The sequence below is a fragment of the Algoriphagus lacus genome (assembly GCF_003583985.1).
GTDB lineage: Bacteria > Bacteroidota > Bacteroidia > Cytophagales > Cyclobacteriaceae > Algoriphagus > Algoriphagus lacus.
In genome coordinates this window covers 567,313-591,402 of the sequence record NZ_QXML01000001.1, presented here as the reverse complement: position 1 = coordinate 591,402, position 24,090 = coordinate 567,313, and the positions used below count along the sequence as shown (strand labels likewise).

The following is a 24,090-nucleotide window of genomic DNA, read 5'->3' as shown; positions in this document are numbered from 1 at the left end:
GTCAAAGACAGGTTTTTTTAGATATCCACTTTTACTAAATCAACTGTACGTGTCGCTTATCAAATCTATTTCAGGGATAAGAGGAACCATCGGCGGCAAAGCCGGCGAAGGTCTCACTCCTATCGACGTAGTAAAATTTACCGCGGCTTATGGCGCATGGGTCATTGAAAAGACCAATAATCCAAAAGTTGTAATCGGACGGGATGCGAGGATTTCTGGAGACATGATCTCCAGATTGGTTTCAGCCACGCTACAAGGTATGGGCATTCATGTGGTTGATCTTGGATTGAGCACAACGCCCACTGTCGAGTTTGCGGTGCCTTTGGAAAATGCCGGAGGCGGAATTATTCTCACTGCCAGCCACAATCCCATCCAGTGGAATGCCCTGAAACTCCTGAATTCAGTTGGTGAATTCATTTCTGATGAAGAAGGCAAGTCTATTCTTGAAAAAGCAGAAAACGAGGCTTTCTCTTTCGCAGAAGTGAAAAAGCTGGGAAAATACACTCAAATCGACGACTACATCGACCGACATATTCAGCATGTTTTGGATTTGGCGCTCGTAGATGTCGAGGCGATCAAAGCCAGAAATTTCAAAATCGTGGTGGATGCTGTAAACTCCACTGGAGGAATTGCCATTCCAAAATTGCTTCGTGCTTTGGGTGTGACCGAAATCGAAGAGATGTACTGCACACCTGATGGCCACTTCCCGCACAATCCTGAGCCACTTCCTGAAAACCTCCGGGATATCTCCAAGAAATTGGAAAAAGGAAGCTATGACCTGGGTATTGTGGTGGACCCAGATGTAGACCGATTGGCTTTTGTCAATGAGGACGGATCCATGTTTGGAGAAGAATACACTTTGGTAGCGGTAGCAGATTATGTGCTTTCCAAAACACCTGGCAATACGGTGTCCAACCTTTCATCCACAAGAGCACTTCGTGATGTAACCGAGAAAAGAGGCGGGAAATATACTGCGGCTGCCGTAGGTGAAGTCAATGTAGTCAATCAAATGAAGGCTGTGAATGCCGTAATTGGTGGAGAAGGAAATGGCGGCATCATCTACCCAGCCTCCCACAATGGTCGCGATGCCTTGGTGGGAATCGGATTGTTTTTGACCCATTTGGCCAAATTTGGCAAGTCCATTTCCATGCTTCGGGCTACTTATCCCAACTACCATATTTCAAAGAATAAAATAGAACTTACTCCTGAAATCAACGTCGACAAAATCCTGGTTGAGATCAAAAACAAATACAAAAAGCACCCAATCAATGATATTGATGGGGTTAAAATTGAGTTTGAAAAGGAGTGGGTGCATTTGAGAAAGTCAAATACTGAGCCGATCATCCGGATCTATTCAGAGTCGGATTCTGAAGCCACGGCGGAACACTTGGCCAAGAAAATCATGCAGGACATCAAAGAGGTGGTCAGCGCTTCTCTGATTTGATCCTGAAAAATCCCCCCAGCACCCAATGAAAGTTTATTTTGACAATGCCGCAACGACAGCCATGGACGATCGAGTGATTGAGGCCATGCTTCCGTTCATGAAATCTCATTTTGGTAACCCTTCTTCAGTCCATAGCCATGGAAGGGAAGTAAGGACAGCCATCGAGAAATCGAGAAAGAAAGTAGCGGAATTGCTCAATGCCAGTCCATCTGAGATTTTCTTCACATCCGGAGGAACTGAGGCCGATAACACTGCTTTGGTATGTGGGATCGAAAGCCATGCCATTACTCATGCGATCACTTCTCCTATAGAGCATCACGCGGTTCTGCATACCTTGGAGGTATTGGCAAAAAAAGGAATGGTAAAGCTCAGCATCCTGGATGTAAACGACCGAGGTGAAATCGATCTAAATCAATTGGAGGAATTGCTAAAAACGAATCCGAAAAGCCTGGTTTCCCTGATGCATGCCAACAATGAAATCGGAAACTTGAATGATCTGGATCGGATCGGAGCTTTAGCAAAGGAACACGAAGCATTTTTCCATTCGGATACGGTTCAGACCATGGGACATTATGTCCATGATTTGAAGCTTCTTCCGGTTGATGCCATTGTAGCTGGCGGACATAAATTTCATGGCCCCAAAGGCTCAGGATTTCTATTCGTAAGAAAAGACAAGAAAATTCATCCTTTCATCCACGGTGGAGCCCAAGAGCGAAATATGCGTGGGGGAACTGAAAATGTGATCGGTATCATTGGAATCTCAAAAGCGCTAGAACTTGCCTACGAAGATATGGCCGGACATCGGACCCATATCGAAAAGATAAAAAAACACTTCATTGAAAAGCTGGTCCAAGAATTACCTGGAGTAGAATTCAACGGACTTTCCGCTGATATGGACAAAAGTCTTTACACAGTGCTGAATGTCAGCCTTCCGCCTTCCGAATCCAATCGGGGCATGCTACTTTTCAATCTTGACCTGGAAGGAATTTCCGCCTCAGGAGGTTCTGCATGCAGTTCCGGTGCCACGGTAGGATCCCACGTGTTGAGAGCCCTCCATCACAATCCCGAAAGAGATTCAGTGAGATTTTCCTTTAGCAGATTCAATACTCTTGATGAGGTAGACTATACTGTCAGAAAGCTAAAAGAGCTGTACGCAGTGGAAGTTTAAATAAAAAAAGGAGCCTTTTGGGCTCCTTTTTTTATTTAATACAGTGTCATCTCCCTTATTTGGCGGGCTTATACCCAATCGCATAGGGAGTCCAGATTTCATAGATCGGAGCACCGGTTGAGCTCAGGCCACTGTGATGCCATTCCCCATCAATTACTTTGAAATCAAAACTCAAACTCGCCCCAACTCGGGAATTGTCGCGGGAGAAAAAGGTAATATTTTCAGTGTATTTGCCATTGACGGCAGTGTAGGTTCCTCCTCCTGTGCCGGAAAACTCTTTGGTCTCGGAATTAAAGGCCACCCATTGGAAACGGCCTCCACTGAGGATTTTGATCGTTCTTCGGGCACCCGGTGTAGATCTGGAGATTTCCTCATCACGCTTTCTTCCGGTGATTACCCAGTTTCCAGTCAAATCATCCTTTGCATCTGATATTCTCTCCCAAGTCTCCACCAGCATTCCGTTCGCCGTATCTCCTGAAAGGGTAATTTTATTCCCATTCCATTCAATCCGAAAAGGGGTAGTTGTGCCTACCTGAAGAGGATTCAAGGTGAAAAAATCCAAGGTTTCCAAAAGTTTTCCTTCCTGAATCGAATATGGCCCTCCTCCGGCACCGATAAAGGCATTGTCCGACGCATTTTTTACTCCAAATGCAAAATAGTCATCCTGATATATTTTGATGAATTCCTGGTCCGTGACCGACTTTCCATTTTGGCTAATTAATTTCCAGGCACCGTTTAAATTTTGTCCATTTACCCAGCTGGCCAAAAATAGAAGTGGGAGTAAAAGATATTTTTTCATGATATGATCGGGTTAAGTGTAGCTTACATCAAATTGATGAGGAATAACCAGAAAACCAAAGTTGTGTTGGTTTGATGGTTGTTTGCTTTTATTTAAGGAAATCGCGCATGACATAACTTCCAGCCATCGGGATGTCTCGATTGTCATTGGAGGTTGAGTGACATGAGAGATTCTGAATAAAATTTAAAGACAATTATAAACACATGAAAGAATACGTCTTAGGAAAGACCAAAGAGGAAGTAATCAAATTTTTACCCGAACGGTCGATTAAAAAAATTCAAGTAGGACAGCACCAACTTGCCGGGCTGAGAGTTGGAGATCAAGTTTACGTTTTTCAGGCCTTTTGTCCACATAAAGGAGCATCACTCCTTGAGGCCAATATTAATGGAGCAGGAGAAATCATTTGTCCCCTTCATCAGTACCGATTCGACCTGAAAACCGGAAATGTAAAGGCTGGATATTGCGAAGATTTAACAGTTTACATGACTCGATTAGACGAGGACGGATTAAAGATTACCATTCCTTAATGAAGCCTTTGGCCATTAGGAACATTTCTTTCTACGGTGGCGAGGACGATTCCTCCTTCCCCGGAGGTAAAACCCGTAATCAATACCTCAGACATAAAATCAGCAATTTGCCTGGGTTTGAAATTACATACACAAATCACTTGCTTCCCGATTAAGTCCGTTGGTTGATAAAAATCCGTCACTTGTGCTGAAGATTTTTTCACTCCTACTTCATGCCCTAGATCCACCCAAATTTTATATGCCGGTTTACGTGCTTTATCAAAAACTTCTACCTTTATAACCGTTCCAACCCTAAGTTCTATTTTGGCGAAATCTTCCATGTCAATCGTTTGCATAGTGGTTTTTTTTTCTAATTTTAGGAACATTTTACAAACTCTGGAGTTAAAATATTAACTATTCAAAATAAGCCATGTTGAAATTCGCAGGATTTCATTTTAAAAAACCAGCCTTGCTCAGTGTAGCAATAGTGGGATTGGCGTTGATTACCGTAGATGCTTCGGCGCAGTCAGAGCAGGAAAAAACCGAGGAAAATTCTCCGCGAACCAATGAAAGAGTGGTCCTTGAAGATCCTACCTCAATTCAGGATAATGCTTCACCCAACCTTCTACCGGTACGATCAAATCAAAACCTAAAGGCAGCCCCGGTAAAAAAAGACCTTCCGGCAGTCGGAATTCTACCTGAAAAAGAGGTAAAAAAGAATGAGTCTCCTTCTACGTTGTCTTTTAATATTTTCCTGTACGTAGTTGACAAGTTTAAAGCAGATTGAAATTCTTATCTGAATGAATATAAAAAAAGAGGCTAAAGCCTCTTTTTTCGTTTATGATTCTGCTATAAATTTTTCCAAATCATGCAGACTGATTTTTCCTTCGTAGTAGGCTCTTCCAAAAACAGAAGCTTTCAATCCCATATCCCTCAATCGGCGGAAATCATCAACTCCCCTTACTCCTCCTGAGGCTGCCAAATGAATGGAAGGAAATCTGTCCAAAATCTCCTTGTAAAGATCAAAATTAGGCCCAAGCATTACTCCATCCCTAGTCACATCCGAACACTTCAAATACTTTAACCCTCTTTCGTAGAAAAATTCAATGTGATCAAACAGGTCGATTTCTGTTTTTTTCAACCAGCCTTTGATCTTGATTTTATGGTCTGAAGGGTTGGTGTCGGCAGCAAGATTTATTTTCTCACGCCCATAGGAGAGGATAAACTGGGCGAATCGCTCGGGGTAATTCGCGGCAGCTGAGGCAATGGTCACGGTTTTAGCTCCAAATTCAAAGCATTTGATCACATCTCCGTCAGTAGAGATCCCCCCGGTAAAGTCTACCAAAAGGTCAGTGTATCCGGAAATAGCCTCCAGAATATGATAGTTTTTTGGTTCTCCTCTCCGAGCACCATCCAAATCAACCAGATGGATTCTTTTGATCCCAATTCCCTCGAATGCTTGTGCTATTTCCAATGGGTTATTGGAAATGACCTCTTCTGTTGCAAAGTCGCCTCTTTCCAAGCGAACGCATTTGCCGTTGATAAGCCAAATAGAAGGGATGATCTCAAACATAGGTCTTTTAATAGGTTTTATTAATGGAATCCAAAATTCTTATATCCTTAAATATAATACTGGCAGGGAGGATACAAAGCGGAAAAGAAGTAAAACTTCGCAACTTTTAAAAAAATGATGCTTCACCCTGCCAATCAATTAATAAAAAATGGTAATTCTGATCAATCCAGTAAAAAACCTATCCTACCCTGACTCCCGGATGCCCAAACTCTTTTTCCGTCGTGAGATGATTTCACGGAATGATATCCTATGTCAGAAAAATTCTTCCAAGTATTCCCTAAGTCCACTGAAAAATCCGAGCCGGAGGGTCCTACTGAAATAACCAACTGTTCTTTTTTCCAAAAAGCCACTCCGGATCGGTAACCAAAAGGCGCAACATCTGGAGTTTTAGTCGAAATGTCCCCAACTACAAGAGCATTTCCCTCTCTGGACTCCAATAAAGTGTAATCTCCGCCCACCAAAATTCTACGGTCCTCGGCCAGTGTCATTGCAAAAACACCCTTAGCTGGAGCTCCTTGGGCAATTTGTGCCAAATCGCTTACCGTCCAAACTCTCTTTTCTAAGGAAAAGAAATGAAGACGTGACACACTTCCACCCGTGGCAAATGCAATCCCGTCTGAATTGGTCGTCATGGAGGACGAACTGGCCGCAAATGCCGCTTCACCTGGAGTAGCCAAAGGAAGCGAAGTCAAGGTGTTCCAGGTCTTACCTCCATTCTTTGTCTCCAAAATCATCCATTTTCCCCCAACAGGATCTCCGAGCACAAAACCTTTCTTTTTATTGACAAAGGAAATCGCATCAAAAAACGCCTCCGGACCTTCCTGGTGTACTTTTTCCCAAGATTTCCCTCCGTCATTCGTAAGGTAAATTACTGCAGGTTGGCCAGCAGAAGCGGCCACAGCTGTTTGCTCATCAAATGCTTGAATGGATCTAAAATCAACAGTATCCAACCCTGCAATCACTCCGTATTCCCAGGTTTCGCCTCCATCGGTTGTCTTCAGCCAAGTCCCCCCACTTCCACTTGCCCAACACACCCGGCCTGAAACGGGTGAAAGCCCCCTTAGGGAGGCTTTCACCGGTGTATTCAACTCTTTCCATTGCCAATTTTGAGCATGGCCAATTCCAGCCCAAAATAAACCAAGAAATAATAGAGCAATCAGTCTCATGCAATGTCGACTTTTCGATAAGCCTCAATCAGGGCTTTTTCTCCATCCACTCCCGGCAGGGCATTTCCGTGCTCCATTCCCATGACCCCTTTGAATTCTTTGGAATTGATGTATTTGAACACATTTCCATAATGAATTTCTCCGGTACCAGGCTCTTTTCGGCCAGGATTGTCTCCGATTTGAATGTAGGCGATTTCACTCCAGGTCTTCTCCATAGTGGCTATCAGATTGCCTTCATTGCGCTGCATATGGTAGATGTCATAGAGAATCTTACAACTTGGACTTCCCACGGCTTTACAAATCATATACGTTTGGTCTGCATGGCGAAGAAACAAGTCCGGATTGTCACTCAAAGGCTCAAGTACCATGGTCAACCCGTGAGGTTCGAGTATTTCAGCTCCTCGTTTCATGGCTTCGATTACATTCCCTGTCTGAACCCCAATTGGTAGATTTCTCTCAAAATAGCCAGGAACTACAGTCGCCCACTTGGCTCCGACACGTTTGGCTACTTCCACGGATTCACGGCAGGTTTTTAGAAAGACATCCAGAAATTCCTGTTTGCCTGTGGTCAGGGAAACTTTCCAGTTGTCTCCCCCATCGATCACAAATACGCCCATCCGCATCCCTAGATCACTCAGGGTTTTTCCGATCAATTCCTGATCAGCAACAGATCGTTTCAGCAATCCATTATCCTCCAAAGACCGAAATCCCTGATCCGCCATGAATTTCAATTCATCCACGATCCCCCCGGGGGCGGAATTTTTGAACATCCCAAAGTGAGGAGCAAAATCCATCTTGAATGGGGCTGCAGGCGCTTTTTCACCTGCAAAGGAAGGCAAGCTCATCGCTCCGGCACTGCCCAAAATGGCACTGCCCAAACCCATCTGCTTGATAAAACTTCTTCTTTCCATGACTTAGATTACTTTGGTTTTACCTGGAATCGCATACGGGTAATATCCATCTGCTCCTGGAAGAATCTTAGGCATTGCATCCCATGCCAAGGTATCAGGGAACAAATCCACACTTCCATTCAAGGCTTCATCCCAAGTCAAAACCTTTCCAGAGTACGTGGCATATCGCCCCATAATTGCAGTCATTGTTGATTTTGCCGCATTTTCGGCATCAGCAAATTTGTATTCCCCTTTGACTAGTGTGGCCCAAAGTTCATCGTGCTCAACTTGATAAGGATTTGGCTGATTGTCTCTATTGTGGGTGTAGATCGGATTTCCTTTCCAATCGGTCATTACCCCATGATTTCCTGCACTCAAAAACACCTTTCCTTTAGTTCCTTGGAAGGTTTCATCCACACGATTGGCTGCGCCTGGGAAATGGCGGCATTCAGAGTGAATGACTGAACCATCCGCATAGGTGAAGGTTAGGACATGGTGGTCAAAGATTTCTCCGTGATCCTTTCCAGTACGTACTGCCCTACCTCCGGTACCTTCAGCTTTGATTGGGTAGGAATTTTTCGCCCAGTTGGCAATATCAATGTTGTGCACGTGCTGCTCCACGATATGGTCACCGCACAACCAGTTAAAATAGTACCAGTTTCTCATCTGGTATTCCATTTCTGTTTGCTCAGGCTTACGCTCTCGCACCCAAACCCCGCCGTCATTCCAGTATACCTGGCCACCAACGATTTCACCCAAATCCCCATTGTGGATTCGCTTCATTACTTCTCGGTAATTATTCTGATAGTGACGCTGAAGGCCTACTACCACATTCAGTTTTTTTGCTTTGGCCACTTCAGCTGCTGCTAATACTTTTCGGATACCTGCAGCATCAGTTGCCATCGGCTTCTCTGCAAATATTTGCTTGCCTTGGTTCACTGCTTCCTCAAAATGGGAAGGACGGAAACCCGGAGGTGCTGCCAGAATGACCACATCGGCCTCAGCCATGGCTTTTTTGTATCCGTCAAACCCGACAAATCTTTTTTCTACCGGAACATCGACTTTGTCTTTACCATATTTATCAAAAATCGCTTTATAACTGTTGTCCAAACGATCTTGGAATGCATCTGCCATTGCGACCAATTTGATCGGATGGCCTGTTTCAAAAGCTTGGAAAACCGCACCGGTGCCCCGACCGCCGCAGCCAATCACAGCTAGTTTCAGTTCATTTGCAGGAGCAGCATAGGCTCCGGGCACCAAAAAGGAAGGTGCCAACATGCCTCCCGTCACTAGGGCGGAGGTTTTGAGAAAATCCCTTCTCGAATTCAATTCTTTCATAGATATGGTTAGTTAGGGTTAATAATCAGCAATAGGAGCTTGGTTGTAATAAGCCTGTATTTCCTCCGGCGAAGGAGGATTCAATGGTCTCACGATCCTCAGTCCGATAAAAGGGGCCTCAGGAAACCACCATTGACTTTTGGGAATCTGCGGATCTATGCGCTTCCATGCCGGATCGGATGTTTTTCGGATGGCTGATCCAATTTGATCTTCCGGAGTTTTGAAGCTACCTCCTCTTACAACATGCGGATAAAGTTTGTCTGCCGGATTGAAAGGATTGTCCTTGCCTGACCTGCTGTAAAAATCGGCCTCATACAAGTCAATGGTCCATTCCTGCACGTTTCCGTAGATGTCATATAGTCCCCATGGGTTCGGTTTTTTCTTTCCAACCGGCTGTGTTGATCCTTGACTGTTGGATTCAGTCCATGCAAATTCATTCAGTTTGGAAGGGTCTTCACCGAAGAAAAATCTTCCTTTTGAACCCGCACGAACTGCATATTCCCACTCGGCTTCAGTAGGAATCCTATAAAAAATCCCCGTTTTGAGATACAGCCAATGGCAATATTGAAGTGCTCCGTACTGGGTCATCCCGACGGCAGGTTTTCCTTCTTTTCCCATCCCAAAAGTCATATCCAAATAAGGCAAACTGGGTCGCGTCAATCCATCTACCCGCTCTTCAACTCCTCCCTCCGTCATCGACTCCTCGTAATGCTTGTCCAAAAACAACTCAAAAGCATCCCAAGTCACTTCATGGATACCCATCCAAAATGCATCAATTTCTACTTCATGGGCTGGATTTTGGTCAGGGAATTTTGGGTCGTTCGATCCCATAAGGAAAGTACCCCCCTGAATAGGAGTCATGTCAAAAGTGACTTCAGTTCCGGGTATTTTTTGGGTGTAGGCTTCAAACACACTGTTTTCATTCAATTGAAAACTCATGAGTACTAAACCTGATGCCGCAAAGTATTTTTTCATAGTATGTCTGGGTACTACAGTAATTTAAATTAAGATTTTCTGGCGCTATTGACTTGATTCTTTTGATAAATGGCGCTTAAAGAGGTGGATTCCATCGTCTTTTGTATAAAAAAGCAAATACTCGGCAACCCCTACAATTTTTCGGAGCTCACCTTTCTGAGAAACACCGGATTGAGTTGGAGAAACTGATTGAAATCCTCCCTTCCCATCTCCTAAAAAAACGGAGCCATGATTGGCATCATATCTACCAAATTTCAGTTTGGTGTCATACAGATTGCCCCCGAACACCAAATCGGGATTTCCATCACCATTCAAATCATCCGTGGATGCGGCAAAAACAGGGGAATATTGAGCCGAAAGAGGAAGAGGTTTGGCTTGGAATTTCCCGCTTTGATCAAGCACAAAATAGCTTGTTTCCAATCTGTTGATAAAAATTGATCGGGCATCCTTGCGTTCATCCGGAGTAAAGAGCTCGTCCATTTTCACCTCCGAAAAGCTTTTGAAATCCAGATATCTTTTCTTCAGAAACAGAACCTGCCCCAAAACTTCATCCCGACTTGGAGAAGGGTATTTTTCACCTTGGATGTAATAACTCAAAATTGCATCAACCGAACCATTGGAATCAAAATCCTTATAAAGCAATTCCATAGGCTCCTTATCCGAAGCGCGGAGTTGAGAGTTATTTCCATGATTGCCAATAAATAGCTCAGGTTTGCCGTCCTTGTCCCAATCCCCAACCAACAAATCAGACCAAAATCCTACCTGTGGCATTTCAAAATATTGGGCTGTCACATTTTGCCAGCTTTGTCCTGATTTGGCAAAAACAGTGACTGACATGGCATCCCCAACCAAAATCAATTCGGCTTGGCCATCGCCATTCAAATCAGCCAAACCTGAATCGGTGATCATTCCCAGATTTTTGAAGTCTGGAGCCAAATCTGCGGTTTGATCAGTGAAACTCCCCTTTCCATCACCGATCCAAATTCGACCTCCAGGAGAGGTTGGATATTGTCCTGGAATTATCCTGCCTCCGACAAAAATGTCAGAAATCCCATCTCCGCTGAAATCATGTGTCAAAAGCGAACCAGTTGGAAAAGCCTCCTTGGGAAGTGAATTTGGGGAAAAGGTGAATTTGCCCTTGCCGTCATTTAGGTATAGCCGATCTTGCAACTGTTCGTCACCAATGCTAAACTGATGGACGCCACCACTTCCCACCAAAAGATCCAAAAATCCATCTCCATTGGCATCAATGGCCAACGCGTCGGAGTCTTCTGCCAATGCCGCGGAAGCAAAAGCGGTGGAGTCAGGTCTTCCAAATTGCCCGCTGCCTTGACCAAAGAATAGTCTTCCGCTGATTCCGGCACCTCCACCTACAAACAAATCTGACTTCCCGTCTCCATTAAAATCCTCCGCAACCAGCGCTTTGCCATTTCCGGAAACAGAAAAACTCAATAAGGGCTGACGCTTAAAGTCATTTACCTCTTGGGATTTGGGAAGTGTAATTTTTTCTGCTTTGACTAGAAGGGCCTGAGCTTTTTCAATTTTCTGACCGGAAATTTTCCCCGCCTCGACCTGAGGAATTGTAACAGATTCATTTGCCTTTATTCCGCTCAACTTTGATAGTTTTCCTCCTGGCCAAATCACATGAACAGAATCCGCTTTTGAACTTTTTCCCAAACCAAAAACCAAGCTTGGTGAAACCGAAGACTGAAATCCCCGGTAGAGATTCTGCTCCTGAACCTGAATTTTACCTTCTAAAAATACTTTTACCAAAGCTCCCTGTCCTAAGGTATTTTGACCCTCACCTTCCAATTGGATTTTCAAATAATTCCCCTTTTGCTTTTGCATCGCGAGATTTTCATACACAAAAGCAGGGGAGTTGATGTTATTGACCACCAAATCCAAGTCTCCGTCATTGTCCAAATCCGAGTAGGCAGCCCCGTTACTGTTTCCGTTTTCAGCGATACCCCAAGAGGTACTGACATTTTCAAAAGTCAGGTCCCCTTGATTCTGGAAGGTGTAATTTTTCAAATTGGAGGAAGTCATCGATTTGACGAGGTTAAGGAGATCCTCGCGTTTCAATTGCCCTCCTGCTGTACGGACATAATTGTCCATGTATTTCAGAAAATCCTGATTGTTGTAATCCCGGAGGTAGCCATTGGTGACATAGAGATCTTTCCACCCATCAAGGTCCAAATCCGAAAAAAGCGCTGACCAACTCCAGTCGGTATTGGAAATTCCGGAGAGTTGACCCACTTCCTGAAACGTACCGTCACCTGCATTGACGTGAAGCATATTACGCATGTACTGATAGTAAAATCCACGGTCCAGATTTAGTTGAAACATTTCAAAATTGTCAGGCGAAAGGAGCAACTTTTGGCGCTTATTGTCTTCCGGAAGCATATCCAGGGTGAAAATATCCAGGAGTCCATCGTTGTTGATATCAGCGATATCATTACCCATGGAAAAATGGGAGACATTATCTAACCGGGACTGGATTTCGTCTCGAAACTTGCCATTTTTTTGGTTGATATAGAGGTAATCAGGCATCGAATAATCGTTTCCGATGTAGATATCCGGCCAACCGTCTGCATTCACGTCTGCGACAGAAACTCCGAGTCCATAGGAGAGACTTGAGCTGGAAATTCCGGCTTTTTCGGTGACTTCAAGAAACTTTCCATTTCTGTTTTCGAAAAGTTGAGATCCCGCTTCGTGCTTTTCTGCAAGCAATTTTTTAGTGACAGATGCATCGTGGTTTTGGATGGATTTGGTGTTGTGGTTTAAAAGAAACAAATCCAAATCTCCATCTAGGTCATAATCAAAAAATGCTGCTGAAGTTGTGGTAGATTCAGAGGCAATCCCATAATCCTCAGCCATTTCTTTAAACTGCGGAATTCCGGCAGCGTCATTGCCTTGATTTACAAATAGCTCATTTTTACGCTTTTCCGGCATCAAAGCACCGGAGTGGCAAAGGTAAATGTCTAGCTTTTTATCCCCGTTGATATCTACGAGGACTACGCCTGTTTTCCAGGGTCCAGGACGGCCAGATGCTCCAGATGCCTGGGTAATATCTTTGAATTTTAGATTACCTTGATTGAGGTAGAGTTGGTTGGATCCAATGTTCGCGGAAAAGTAAATATCATCCAAACCATCTTGGTTGAGGTCCCCTACAGCCACCCCTCCACCATTGTAGAGGTATTCATACATCAGGACATTCAGGTTCAGATTTTCCTCAATCGGATTGGTAAAAGTAATCCCAGTTGATCCTGCATCCAGCAATCGAAATAGGGGATCTGATGGCTTGGAGAGTTCTGGGGTGCTTGGAGGATTCGCTTTGTTACATGAAAAAATAACCAGAGAACAAAGTAAAAGGCCTAATGGTAATCGCAACTTTTTCATAATAATAAAATCTGAGCTACCCCAATTGGGATAGCTCAGACAAGTTAATCAGGATTTTTAGTATCCAGGATTCTGAACCAATTCCTTGTTTCGGTTCATTTCATCGCGATGGATTGGCAGATAGTACATTTTGTCCAACCACTTACGGTTTTCCTTACCAGGATCCATTTCAATGACCTTATAGACATAATTGTAAGTTTCCGGATCATACTTATACGTAGTCATTGTCTTTCCGGGCTTCAAAGTACCAGTAATGCTGATACCATTGGCCTGTCTGGCAAATGCCTGTGGTGCAATCATCCATCGACGCGCATCGTGATAGCGCTGCTCTTCATAAGCCATTTCGATTCTGCGCTCATTTCTATAGCGTTGTCTCAAGGCGTCACCTGTCTCAGTCACAGCCGGCTGACCCACTCTGAATCTGATCTGATTGAGCCATTTTCTGGCCTCCTCTTCCTGACCCAATTCGATGGAAGCTTCCACATAGTTCAGGACAGCTTCGGTATATCTCAATACCGGCCAAGGAACTTGCTGCCAGGTGTTCTGATCTACGATAGCAGGGTTTGCATCAATGAATTTGCGGAAATAATATCCAGTGTAGCTACCATTCCAGTCTTCAATTGGGCTATTACGAGTATCCAAACCAAAGTGGGTCACTTTGGCGCCAGAGGAATTGGTCACCTCATATCTTCCGGTCTGAATCTGACCTAGGGGATCACGGGATTGATTTGCAGAGGATCTAGGCTTCCACTGAGCTCCATCATAAAGAACAGAGGCATAAAATCTTGCATCTCGATTTTTATAGGGGGCTGCAGCTTGATCAGGATTATTCCAAGAGAACTTGGTTCCATCCATCATCTCGTAATCATCTACCAAAAGCTGAACTGGGGTGTTTCCTGCCCAGTTATTGTAGCCATTAGGTCCATTGAACAAGCCTTGACGACCACCGTTCTCCGCTTTTAGGTTGATGAAATATCTACCAAGAATAATTTCAGCTTCACCGCCGCTTCTGGCCATGGAGTTGTTGATGTAATTCTGGACGCCTTCTGAGTGAGGCACAGGGGCAGAAAGGCCCATTTTATTACCGGTGGTAGCATCCAAAACCGCCTTGGCAGCAGCCTGAGCTTTTTGCCATCTTTCGGTTCTGTTACCTGACTGATACGCCAACAGTTCCAATTTAGCAAACCCAGCCAAATCCGCAGATTTCGCTTTTGCAGTAGGCCCATCATGCAAATCACTCGCTGCATAAAGCAAAACTCTCGACTTTAACGCTAAGGCAGCTACCTGTGAGGCTCTTCCAGGAATTTTAGATTTCCCGGTCAATAATGCTGCTGCATCATCCAAGTCTTTTACGATGAAGTTGACACATTCCTCAAAGGTGTTCCTTGGAGCCAAGAATGTTTCAGAATCCAGGGTATAGGCAAAGTCAATGATCGGGAATCCACCGTAATATCTGAGCAATTGGTGGTAGTAATAAGCTCTCATAAACTTTGCCTCACCAACCAATCGGTCCGTAGTAGCACCGGTCACAGGAAATTTAGCATCTGTTAGTTTTTCAATGGCCAAGTTAGTAGCACGGATTCGTGTATACATGTTTTGCCATGCCAGGGTATTGTTTACCCACCCGATATCAGCCGGATTGGAGCGTGCCTCAGTGATTGTGGTGATTCCGCGGCCGGGGTGGGTGAAAATTGCCTCATCGGTAAGAGATGCGAGCATCTGCTCATCAAATCCACCATTTCCCAAGCCTTGATAAATACCAATCACATATGCTTCCGCAAGTGCTATATCTGTCCAAACTGATGCTTCTGACACCTGACCCAATGGCTTGGTGTTCAAAAAGTCATCATTACATGCAGTGAAGGAGAAGCCAGTTGCAAGAAGTATGGCGATGATCTTATTAAATCTTTTCATAAGTGACAAATGTTAGAAAGTGACATTTAGACCAGTGCTGATGATTCTAGCCTGTGGGTAGTACTGCCCGGTGGCACTAACTGTCTCGGGATCATAAACATCCAATTTATCCCAAGTCAACAGGTTAAGTCCGTTTACATAAATCCTAAGGTTTCTTACACCCGCTTTCTCAGAAATATGAGAAGGTAGATTATATCCTAATTCCAGGTTTTTCAAACGGATATAATCAGTGCTTCTAAACCAATAGGTATTTCCACCGGAATAGTATTGGTCATTCCGGTTTGCAATTCTTGGATGGACAGTGCTTGGATTATCGATCGTCCATCTGTTATCATGAATTTCCAACAAGAAGTTACCAATGTTTCCGGATTCACCAGCGGAGACATACTGTCTCGCACCAGCAGCTCCTTGGAAAAGGACGGCCAAATCAAAGTTCTTGAACGCCATATTCAAAGTCATACCACCTTGGAAGGTTGGGATGTCGTTGTTGTCCATTCTGATTCGGTCATCAGGATTGATTTTTCCATCACCGTTTATGTCCCTGTATTTCATATCACCAGGGCGAAGGTTGTTGGTAATCGCCTTGTAATCCAACGGAGAGGAATTGATGTCCTCCTGTGTGGCAAAAACGCCATCGTACTGGTAAACCAGAAAGGTGTTCATAGGCTTTCCTGTAGAACGCTGCCACTCTGGAGCTCCTGGAGCTTCGTCCCAGAATAGGATTTTGTTTTTGGCATATCCACCATTCACACCTACTGAGAAGGTCATGTCACCAATATTTCCACGGTAACCTACATTGAAGTCATATCCCTTGTTTTCAACTTCTCCAATGTTCTCAGCTGGAAGAACCAAGCCGGTGCTTTGAGGAACCGAAGCGTTTTTCTGCCAAAGGATGTTTGTTCGCTTGTTGTAGAAGACATCAAACTCGAAGAAAATTTTTCCATCCATAAACTGACCTTCAAATCCAAGGTTGGAGTTGTTGGCCACTTCCCAAGTGATTCTGGTGTTTGGAACTCTGTTTTCTATTAGAGTTTTGACTTCTGTACCATTGATAATGTAGGAGTTAAATCCGTAGGTAGAGAGAAATTGATATTCCTGCAATACCCCACCAAAGAAGATCTGGTCATTACCCAATTGACCCCATGAGCCTCTGATTTTGAAGAAGTCCATGGTTTTACCGATTGAATTCTTCCAGAAGTTTTCGTCAGAAACAACCCATCCCAACATTACTCCAGGGAAGAAACCGTATCGGGTATTCTCTGGGAATATGTAGGAACCGTCATATCTCCAAAGGAATTCTGCCAGGTATTTTTCCTTGTAGTTGTAAGAAGCACGACCGAAGTAATTCAAACGGGCTCTTTCAAATCCTCCACCGCCGTTGTTTTTTTCCAAGTCTCCCCCAGCAAACATTTGATCAATCGCTGTAGAAATGAAGTATCTTCTGAATGCGTTGAAATTGTTCCCTTTTACTGTTTCCTTATTAAAACCAGCTAAAATGTTAATGGTGTGATCATTGGCAATTACCTTATCATAAGAGGCTACGGCACCCAATAGGATATTCAGAGTATTGCTGTTGGATTCTGTCAATCTTGGGTCTGCAGGCCCTCTTACAGTTGCAACCAATTTAGGAGTCACTCCATCCGCTTCGAATCCGGTTCCTTTTTGGTAAAGCGTCCAAGGGGTTTCCCAACGCTTATTGAACTGCATTGTTTTATCCACTGCTGCAGTTCCCGTTAACTTCAATCCTTCCACTCCTGGGATTTTGATTTCCAGTGTACCATTGGATTGGAAATAATCTCGGGTATCCCGATCATATCCGGTTGCGTTTGTAGTGATGACTACTGGATTTTCTCCGTTTTCAATGTCAGGTCCAGGAAGACCATTTGGCCAGAAGGCAGGTTGATTAGGTTTACCTCTCATCTGCATTCTGAAAATAGAACCTGCACTGCGGGTAGGGAAATAGCGCTGCTCTTCCCGGCCCAAGATTCCCAATCCTACTTTAACGTATTTATTTACGTTTGCATCCAGGTTCATTCGAATATCATACTGCTTAAATCCTGTAGCAGATTGCTTATAGTATCCCTCCTGATCCTGGTAGCCAATGGACGTCATGTACTTTACATTGTCATTACCGCCAACGAGTTGGGCATTGATTCTGGACTGTGGTGACCATTCCTTCAAGGTCTCCTTGTACCAATCGGTATTGGGATAATTCCAAGGATCAGAACCATTTCTGTAAAGTTCCAATTCGTTAGGCAGGTAAGGAGCTTTTCTCACCACCCCGTTTGGTCTAGTGTAAGTGCCGGTAGTTTTGTATGCTTGATTCGCAGCATCCCACTCGCTTACAGGTAGAGCATAAATATCCAGATCATTTAGCATTCCTGCATATTGGGCCGCATCTGCCAAGTCGGGTATTACCGTTGGTTGAGCCCAACCTTGATTTACCTGAAAGGTTAACTCAGGCTTGCCACTGATTCCTCGCTTGGTCGTAACAAGAATAACCCCGTTTGCAGCTCGTGAACCATAAATCGCAGCAGAAGCATCTTTCAAAACTGAAATACTCTCAATGTCATTTGGATTCAAGCGATCTATACCGCCTGCTCGTGCAGGAATCCCATCGATTACGATCAGGGCATCGTTATTACCCAATGTATTGGATCCACGGATACGAATACTTGATCCGTCGTATCCTGGCTCGCCGCTTCGGTTAACAGCAACCACACCAGGCATACGGCCAGCAATAGAGTTGGAAAGGTTCATCGCCGGGGACTTGGCAAGTTCACCGCCTTTTACAGTCGCTACTGAACCAGTTATTGTCTCTTTCTTTTGTTCACCATATCCCACGACCACAATTTCTTCAAGTGCTTTCGTATCAGGGCTTAGTGTAATGTTGAGTGTGCTTTGAGCACCTACAACTACTTCTTGGGAGGAAAAACCAATAAAAGAGAAAACCAAAACTGATTGGTCTGAGGCGACATTGATTCTGAACTTTCCGTCCACATCAGTCACTGTACCGGTGGTGGTACCTTTCACTAGGATAGAAACCCCTGGTAGAGGGAAGTTATCCTCGCCTGATATTACTACGCCAGACACCTCCCGGGTCTGGGCCGATGCAGTGCCCAAATAAAGTAGGCACATCAAAAATGTTAGACTAAAGAGCCTAACATGGGTAAAGATTTTCATAGGCAGTTTTGGGTTAAATGAAAACTAAACCTCAATCTCTGCCTTTTTTGACCCAAATCACTAACTGTATAATATCAAAAACTGACTGTTTTTTGCTGTTTCTAAAAACGAATTCGTAAAAAAATGCTCGCTTTAAAGAATGTTTTAAAAGAATGGAACTATTTTTTCTACAAAAAGTTCTAGAATCTTAAATTTTGTTAAATCATTTCTAAAAAAAATCATATTTAAATTTTATTTCATCCATAAAGAGATTTAATAAAAATCAGAGCCGTTTGACCACCTCTTTTTTAGGAATTCTTACCGACCACATGCCTCTTAAGTCTCCGACTTTGTGACCAGTTGCTCGATCATTGGGATAGAGTTTGGTGAGCTTTTCAAGTGTTTCTTTATTGATTTCTTTGCCAGGCTCGCCATGACAACTTAGGCACATTCCATTAGGAATTACGATGGGTTTGGTATAAAGAAAAACCTCTCCACCTTCGAACTTTTGGATATTTGGATCGCTCTTTACTCCCGCTTCTGCATTATATTCGTAAGCCTCCAAAAGCGGTTTTTCCTCTTCGGTCGGCTGGTCAGCCGGATTTCGGTATCTGTTGGATGTCCTTCTGATTTCTACCTTATACTTTTGACTTAGGTCTGAGAGAATGGGTAATGCCTGAACATTACAAAATTCAATTGCTCCAGGAACACCTTTGTCCTCTATCGCTTTTTGAAGATTCGTAATCAATTGTTTTTGGGCCTCTGAAGTGATGGAATCTCCCCAGATCATTGCTTCATCCAAAATTTCCACTTCAGTCAACTTTTTGATCTCCATGTTTTCATTTACCTCCTCAATGGTTTCCTTGGAAACCCTTTCCTGAGGACCACAGGCTAAAAATAAGCCAGAAGCAAGGACAGAAATGACTACCTTTTTCATAATTGAATAGTTTAACCCTTAAATTTATCAAGCTATTTGGGATTATGAGGTAAATCCATTAGTTATCTTGATCTGTCGGATGATTTACAATCAGTGCAAACTGATTAACCAAAATGACCATCTTGAAAAGAATTTATTATAGAGTCAAATGAATAGACTTTCCGCTATTGTATTTTTTCTTTTATTCTTTTCCTACAGCGGATGGTCTCAAACCTGGACCAGAATGCAAAGCTGGGGATTGGATTTTGAATCGATCCATTGGATTAATGATCAGGAAGGAATTATTGTCGGAGAAAAATTAATCATCCGAACCAGTAACGGAGGGACCACTTGGGAAGAGGTTTTACAAAAATTTGACACCCGTTTTTACGATGTTGTTTTTTTTGGTGCCGAAAAAGGTGTGGCGATCGGAGAAAAAGGGGCGGTATTCCTGACTAATGACAAAGGAAAATCCTGGCAAAAAAGGGAATCCGGAACTACCAATGACCTCTTGAGTATTTCCAAGACTTCAGTTTCTGAAGTGGTAGCCGTGGGAAAAAATGGGGAGATCCGAATTAGCTACGATTTTGGAAACACTTGGCAAAAAGTGGTCAGTGGCACAACCGTTCAACTCAACGACATCACATTTGTAAATCAGAACATGGCATTTATTGCAGCAGATGATGGGAAATATCTGAAGTCTTTTGATATGGGGACCACCTGGACTCTTTCAAACCTTTCAGTAAGCAATGACTTGTATGGCATTGCTTTTTCAAGTGATTTGATCGGATATCTAGTCGGTGAAAACGGACTTTTTCAAAAAACCGTGGATGGAGGTCAAACTTGGACCAACCTGAATTCTACAACCACCACCACATTGCGAAAAGTCACATTCAGTCCATTGGATGTGAGGATAGTAGTGGCAGTCGGTGATCTTGGAAACATAATCAGAACTACCAACTCGGGAAGTACTTTTTCAAAAGTCAATTTGGGAGCTAGTGCCACCCGAAAAATCTCTAATACTTCTTTCAAACCAAATTCCAATCAGCAGGTAGCCATAGGCCAAGATGGCTATTTACTCAATTCCGCCAATGCGGGTGCCAATTGGACGCAGGGTCTTGGAGGAATAAGAAATCATTTTTCCTCAGTAGATTTTAAAAACCAAACGACAGGATTTATTTCAGGCCAAAGCGGCAATCTTTTCGTTACAAGTAACAGCGCAACTTCCCTGATCAATCGCCCTTTGCCTGAACCAATTGACATCAGAACAATAGATTTTTGGAATACAGGATTTGGATATACCAGTTCGGCGCAAGGCAAAATCTACCGAACAGGAAATTCAGGTTCAACTTGGGTTCCAGTTTTCAACCCTTCAGGAAAAACCATATCCGGATTTTACCTTTTTGCACCTTCCGTACTTTATGCGGCAGGTTCTCAAGGATACATAACCAAATCTTTTGATTCAGGGGTTACTTGGGACCAGACTGTGGTTTCAAACACCTCTGCTAATCTCAAAGACGTTGTTTTTTTCGATTTTGCGGTTGGGTTTGCCATAGGTGAAAAAGGACAAATAAGCTGGAGTTTTGGAGGAAATATCTGGGAAAATATCCCAAAAGTAACTCAGGAGAATCTAAACGCTCTTGCAAAATTGGATACCACGCGGGCATTAATCGTTGGAGATGGAGGGATAATTCTCAAAACTGAAGACAAGGCAAAAAACTGGAAAATAATCTCATCAGGTACAACAAAAAACCTCAACTCCATAGACTTTTTTAATGAAAAGGTGGGATTTATCGCAGGAGATGAGGGATTAGCTCTAATTTCCTTAGATGGTGGAGAAACATGGGTCAATTCTCCTACCGGTACGGTAAGGAATCTTACCGGAGTAAGTGCCGGTACAGACACCAGAGCCTATTTTGTGGGAGAGGATGGGACTATTCTTTCCTATACCTGTATTCCTCCTGCGGGAAGTCTGGGAGCGATCACAGGAGATACTCAATCTTGCATTCTCTCGACCGTTTATTCAGTAAATGCAACCCCACTGCCCGGATCAGAAATAATCTGGAGAGTCGACGGGGGAGAAATCATCTCCGGTCAAGGAACCGCAAAGATTGAAGTCGAGTGGACAAGTCCAGGAAGAAATGCAGTTTTGGTAAGCAGATCCAATTTCTGTGGCAGCGGAGAAACTTCCTCGCTTGAAGTTACAGTAGGTTCCACACCTCCCTCCAACCTAACCATAATTGGAGAAGGATCCACTTGCAGAGAAAGTACATATGTCTATTCGCTCCCAAATTCAGAAGGTACAACGTACACCTGGACTGCAACTGGAGGGGAAATCACCAAGGGTCATGGCACTCATCAAGTTGAAATCCGCTGGAATCAATCCGGTCAGCAACTCGTATCTGTTTCTCAGGAAAACCGATGTGGAAAAACCAATCCTGTGATTAAGACCGTTATCGTAAAGTCTGCTCCTAGTCAACCCTCACCAATTTCTGGCGAACCCCAAGTCGGACTTGGCGAACAGATTTATGAAATAGAGCGAATTGCCGGTTTGGATTATCGATGGACGATATCAGGAACTGGAGGAAAAATTATTTCAGGGCAAGGCACTGGAAGAATTGTGGTTCTTTGGGATAAAGAGGGAGACTTTGAACTGGCGGTAGAAGCCCAAAATGAATGCAACTTTGGGCCAAAGCGAGTCCTATCTGTAAATGTGAATGTGATCACGGCACTTGAACCAGCCCCAGTAACCCAGCTGAAAATTTATCCAAATCCAAGTCAGGGTCAGGTCACCATTACTTCTTCCGGATTGGACAGCTGGACAAATTTGATTGTCTTCAATCCTATGGGGCAATTGATTCAATCCCAAGATATTTCCACCGGCCAAACCGAAATCAACTTGAGCGGACTTCCAAGAGGATTAGTATTGATTCAGCTTCAAGGAAAAAATGGAAATTTATCGAAAAAAGTATTGGTCAGGTAAAAGGTCTTTTTGAAAATACTTCAAGACCGTTTCGATTACAGAAAAAATCAAAGAATTAATGATAAGAGGTATAAAACCTGGTAGGTAGTTTATTTATTCCTCATCTCGGATGATCACATACTGAAAGATGTCACCGACTGTACCACGCTTAATGAATGCCTTTTTCAGAATCGCTTCAGGGATAAACCCTGCTTTTTCCAAGACATTCATTGACTCTCCATTGAAATCATAGACCTGAGCAAAAATCCTCTGGATGTCAAATTTTTCAAAAATATACTGGGTATAAAGCTTCACAGCCTCGGTTGCAATCCCTTTTCCCCAAAATGGTTCACCCACCCAAAAGCCCATTTCCATGTTGGTCCGGAGTTCATCTTTTCCTCGTTCAGCACCAATTGAGCCGGCTAATTTCCCCTCAAATTCAATGGCAAAATTCTGAGCAGGGTTAAACTTTTGATTATGCTCAATCCAATGTCGGGCATCATGAATAGTATACGGCTGAGGATAACTATCCCTCAGATTCATGGCAATTTTCGGGTTATTGGCAAGAGGATAGAGTTGATGAAAATGCGACTCGTTCCAGGTGACCAGGCTAATTTCTCTTTCTCCTGCTATAATCATACATGCACTCGGGTTATTTCTCCTTAAGGGTTTTTATGTACTTCAATATACCTTGTTAATTCAATCCTGCAAAGCCTGTTCCATTTACTCAATCCCACCAGCCTGCATTTTTTCCAGGTTTTCAGCTAATCGCAGTGCTGAAATGAACTCTTCGATATGTCCATCCATTACATCCGGTAAGTTATAAACCGTTTTATTGATTCTATGGTCGGTTACTCTGGATTGAGGGTAATTGTAGGTTCGGATTTTATCAGAGCGATCCCCGCTTCCTACCATCGACTTTCGCTGGGCTCCTACAGCTTCGTTATGCTTTGCTAACTCTATTTCATAGAGTCTGGATCTTAAGACTTTAAGTGCCTTTTCAAAGTTTTTGATCTGGGATTTTTCATCCTGACAGGTAACAACCAAACCAGAAGGCAGGTGAGTCAATCGGACAGCAGAATAAGTGGTATTAACGGATTGACCACCTGGACCAGATGAGCAATAGGTATCTTTACGGATTTCGTTCATATCCAAATGCACCTCAACTTCATCCATTTCGGGTAGAACCGCCACAGAAGCAGCGGAAGTATGAACCCTTCCCTGAGATTCAGTGGCTGGAACTCGCTGTACTCGATGAACACCAGATTCATATTTCAGCATTCCGTACACATCTGCTCCGGATACTGTCGCGATGATTTCCTTATATCCTCCCGCTGACCCAAAAGTCAAGTCCAATACGGTCAGTTTCCAACCCTGCATTTCGCAAAATCGCTCATACATCCGAAATAGATCTCCAGCAAAAATCGCGGCCTCATCACCACCGGTACCTCCACGGATTTCCAAAATGCAGTCTTTAGAGTCATTTGGGTCTTTGGGAATAAGAAGTTGTTTCAAATCTTCCTCAAGGGTCTCCTTTCGACTTCTAAGATCTTCAAGTTCCGCCTTAGCCATTTCCCTGAATTCTGGATCCTTTTCTTTGTCCAAAATTTCCTTGGAGCTGTCGATATTTTGCAATACGAGTTTGTATTCATCAAAGGCCACGACGATTTTTTCCAAGTCTTTGTATTCCTTGGTGAGCTTAGTGTATTTACTCATGTCGGACATGGAATCCGGCAAAATTATGAGTTGACCTACCTCTTCGAAACGATCTTTAAGCGCTTGTAATTTATCCAGCATGGGTTTTTCCTTGGCTGCGCAAAAGTACAGATTTTATCTTCTGTGGAAGAAAATCAAAACCAATGCGCCAAACAAAAAACA

At 43.5% G+C, this 24,090-nt stretch carries 18 protein-coding genes; 5 read left to right on the top strand and 13 right to left on the bottom strand.

Annotation, left to right across the window (positions count from 1 at the left end; all coding sequences use genetic code 11):
• The first annotated feature begins 49 nt into the window (after positions 1-49).
• Together glmM and D0X99_RS02420 are read left to right on the top strand one after the other, a co-directional pair.
• On the top strand, positions 50-1,444 hold the full coding sequence (gene glmM / locus D0X99_RS02425) for a phosphoglucosamine mutase (protein WP_119476039.1): 1,395 nt from the start codon (positions 50-52) through the stop codon (positions 1,442-1,444).
• Between the two features lie 25 nt (positions 1,445-1,469).
• The gene (locus D0X99_RS02420; protein ID WP_119476038.1) at positions 1,470-2,612 is read left to right on the top strand and encodes a cysteine desulfurase family protein; all 1,143 of its coding nucleotides are present in this window, start codon (positions 1,470-1,472) and stop codon (positions 2,610-2,612) included.
• A 55-nt stretch (positions 2,613-2,667) separates the two neighbouring features.
• Here D0X99_RS02420 and D0X99_RS02415 read toward each other — a convergent pair whose 3' ends face one another.
• Positions 2,668-3,411, bottom strand: coding sequence for a hypothetical protein (locus D0X99_RS02415; protein WP_119476037.1), 744 nt, complete (start codon positions 3,409-3,411; stop codon positions 2,668-2,670).
• 203 nt (positions 3,412-3,614) lie between these two features.
• On the opposite strand from D0X99_RS02415, the gene D0X99_RS02410 reads away from it, so the two are divergent.
• Positions 3,615-3,938 carry a Rieske (2Fe-2S) protein gene (locus D0X99_RS02410; protein ID WP_119476036.1) on the top strand — a complete coding sequence of 108 codons (324 nt, stop codon included), beginning with the start codon at positions 3,615-3,617 and terminating at the stop codon, positions 3,936-3,938.
• Here the strand turns inward: D0X99_RS02410 and D0X99_RS02405 are convergent.
• Entirely contained in the window at positions 3,935-4,273 is a 339-nt protein-coding gene (locus D0X99_RS02405) for a tRNA-binding protein (protein WP_119476391.1), read from the bottom strand. The genes D0X99_RS02410 and D0X99_RS02405 overlap by 4 nt on opposite strands.
• Positions 4,274-4,347: 74 nt before the next feature.
• On the opposite strand from D0X99_RS02405, the gene D0X99_RS02400 reads away from it, so the two are divergent.
• Positions 4,348-4,704 carry a hypothetical protein gene (locus D0X99_RS02400; protein ID WP_119476035.1) on the top strand — a complete coding sequence of 119 codons (357 nt, stop codon included), beginning with the start codon at positions 4,348-4,350 and terminating at the stop codon, positions 4,702-4,704.
• 51 nt (positions 4,705-4,755) lie between these two features.
• On the opposite strand, the gene D0X99_RS02395 is transcribed toward D0X99_RS02400, so the two are convergent.
• The 9 genes from D0X99_RS02395 to D0X99_RS02355 form a co-directional block, all read right to left on the bottom strand.
• Positions 4,756-5,490, bottom strand: coding sequence for a 1-(5-phosphoribosyl)-5-[(5-phosphoribosylamino)methylideneamino]imidazole-4-carboxamide isomerase (locus D0X99_RS02395; RefSeq protein WP_119476034.1), 735 nt, complete (start codon positions 5,488-5,490; stop codon positions 4,756-4,758).
• Between the two features lie 161 nt (positions 5,491-5,651).
• Positions 5,652-6,656 carry a WD40/YVTN/BNR-like repeat-containing protein gene (locus tag D0X99_RS02390; protein WP_119476033.1) on the bottom strand — a complete coding sequence of 335 codons (1,005 nt, stop codon included), beginning with the start codon at positions 6,654-6,656 and terminating at the stop codon, positions 5,652-5,654.
• A complete protein-coding gene (locus D0X99_RS02385; RefSeq protein ID WP_119476032.1) occupies positions 6,653-7,567 on the bottom strand; it encodes a hydroxypyruvate isomerase family protein in 915 nt (304 codons plus the stop codon). The genes D0X99_RS02390 and D0X99_RS02385 overlap by 4 nt, the downstream gene beginning before the upstream one ends.
• Before the next feature lie 3 nt (positions 7,568-7,570).
• Positions 7,571-8,884 (bottom strand): Gfo/Idh/MocA family protein, encoded by a 1,314-nt coding sequence (locus D0X99_RS02380; protein WP_119476031.1) that lies wholly within the window; start codon positions 8,882-8,884, stop codon positions 7,571-7,573.
• Between the two features lie 18 nt (positions 8,885-8,902).
• Positions 8,903-9,859 (bottom strand): formylglycine-generating enzyme family protein, encoded by a 957-nt coding sequence (locus tag D0X99_RS02375; protein WP_119476030.1) that lies wholly within the window; start codon positions 9,857-9,859, stop codon positions 8,903-8,905.
• Positions 9,860-9,904: 45 nt separating this feature from the next.
• On the bottom strand, positions 9,905-13,258 hold the full coding sequence (locus tag D0X99_RS02370) for a VCBS repeat-containing protein (protein ID WP_119476029.1): 3,354 nt from the start codon (positions 13,256-13,258) through the stop codon (positions 9,905-9,907).
• A 57-nt stretch (positions 13,259-13,315) separates the two neighbouring features.
• Positions 13,316-15,172, bottom strand: a complete 1,857-nt coding sequence (locus D0X99_RS02365) for a RagB/SusD family nutrient uptake outer membrane protein (RefSeq protein WP_119476028.1) — start codon at positions 15,170-15,172, stop codon at positions 13,316-13,318.
• A gap of 12 nt (positions 15,173-15,184) precedes the next feature.
• Positions 15,185-18,310, bottom strand: coding sequence for a SusC/RagA family TonB-linked outer membrane protein (locus D0X99_RS02360; protein WP_233553630.1), 3,126 nt, complete (start codon positions 18,308-18,310; stop codon positions 15,185-15,187).
• Between the two features lie 307 nt (positions 18,311-18,617).
• Positions 18,618-19,271: a Tll0287-like domain-containing protein gene (locus tag D0X99_RS02355; protein WP_119476026.1), complete on the bottom strand. Its 654-nt coding sequence runs from the start codon at positions 19,269-19,271 to the stop codon at positions 18,618-18,620.
• Positions 19,272-19,419: 148 nt separating this feature from the next.
• On the opposite strand from D0X99_RS02355, the gene D0X99_RS02350 reads away from it, so the two are divergent.
• The gene (locus D0X99_RS02350) at positions 19,420-22,233 is read left to right on the top strand and encodes a YCF48-related protein (RefSeq protein ID WP_119476025.1); all 2,814 of its coding nucleotides are present in this window, start codon (positions 19,420-19,422) and stop codon (positions 22,231-22,233) included.
• A gap of 93 nt (positions 22,234-22,326) precedes the next feature.
• On the opposite strand, the gene D0X99_RS02345 is transcribed toward D0X99_RS02350, so the two are convergent.
• A complete protein-coding gene (locus D0X99_RS02345; protein ID WP_119476024.1) occupies positions 22,327-22,851 on the bottom strand; it encodes a GNAT family N-acetyltransferase in 525 nt (174 codons plus the stop codon).
• Positions 22,852-22,935: 84 nt separating this feature from the next.
• On the bottom strand, positions 22,936-24,009 hold the full coding sequence (gene prfA / locus D0X99_RS02340) for a peptide chain release factor 1 (protein ID WP_119476023.1): 1,074 nt from the start codon (positions 24,007-24,009) through the stop codon (positions 22,936-22,938).
• Positions 24,010-24,090: the final 81 nt, after the last annotated feature.

Bases quoted from the DNA above. Each gene is read 5' to 3' on its own strand.
- D0X99_RS02420 (WP_119476038.1), top strand. From the start codon at position 1,470: ATGAAAGTTTATTTTGACAATGCCGCAACGACAGCCATGGACGATCGA.
- D0X99_RS02415 (WP_119476037.1), bottom strand. From the start codon at position 3,411: ATGAAAAAATATCTTTTACTCCCACTTCTATTTTTGGCCAGCTGGGTA.
- D0X99_RS02410 (WP_119476036.1), top strand. From the start codon at position 3,615: ATGAAAGAATACGTCTTAGGAAAGACCAAAGAGGAAGTAATCAAATTT.
- D0X99_RS02405 (WP_119476391.1), bottom strand. From the start codon at position 4,273: ATGCAAACGATTGACATGGAAGATTTCGCCAAAATAGAACTTAGGGTT.
- D0X99_RS02400 (WP_119476035.1), top strand. From the start codon at position 4,348: ATGTTGAAATTCGCAGGATTTCATTTTAAAAAACCAGCCTTGCTCAGT.
- D0X99_RS02395 (WP_119476034.1), bottom strand. From the start codon at position 5,490: ATGTTTGAGATCATCCCTTCTATTTGGCTTATCAACGGCAAATGCGTT.
- D0X99_RS02390 (WP_119476033.1), bottom strand. From the start codon at position 6,656: ATGAGACTGATTGCTCTATTATTTCTTGGTTTATTTTGGGCTGGAATT.
- D0X99_RS02385 (WP_119476032.1), bottom strand. From the start codon at position 7,567: ATGGAAAGAAGAAGTTTTATCAAGCAGATGGGTTTGGGCAGTGCCATT.
- D0X99_RS02380 (WP_119476031.1), bottom strand. From the start codon at position 8,884: ATGAAAGAATTGAATTCGAGAAGGGATTTTCTCAAAACCTCCGCCCTA.
- D0X99_RS02375 (WP_119476030.1), bottom strand. From the start codon at position 9,859: ATGAAAAAATACTTTGCGGCATCAGGTTTAGTACTCATGAGTTTTCAA.
- D0X99_RS02370 (WP_119476029.1), bottom strand. From the start codon at position 13,258: ATGAAAAAGTTGCGATTACCATTAGGCCTTTTACTTTGTTCTCTGGTT.
- D0X99_RS02365 (WP_119476028.1), bottom strand. From the start codon at position 15,172: ATGAAAAGATTTAATAAGATCATCGCCATACTTCTTGCAACTGGCTTC.
- D0X99_RS02360 (WP_233553630.1), bottom strand. From the start codon at position 18,310: ATGTGCCTACTTTATTTGGGCACTGCATCGGCCCAGACCCGGGAGGTG.
- D0X99_RS02355 (WP_119476026.1), bottom strand. From the start codon at position 19,271: ATGAAAAAGGTAGTCATTTCTGTCCTTGCTTCTGGCTTATTTTTAGCC.
- D0X99_RS02350 (WP_119476025.1), top strand. From the start codon at position 19,420: ATGAATAGACTTTCCGCTATTGTATTTTTTCTTTTATTCTTTTCCTAC.
- D0X99_RS02345 (WP_119476024.1), bottom strand. From the start codon at position 22,851: ATGATTATAGCAGGAGAAAGAGAAATTAGCCTGGTCACCTGGAACGAG.
- prfA (WP_119476023.1), bottom strand. From the start codon at position 24,009: ATGCTGGATAAATTACAAGCGCTTAAAGATCGTTTCGAAGAGGTAGGT.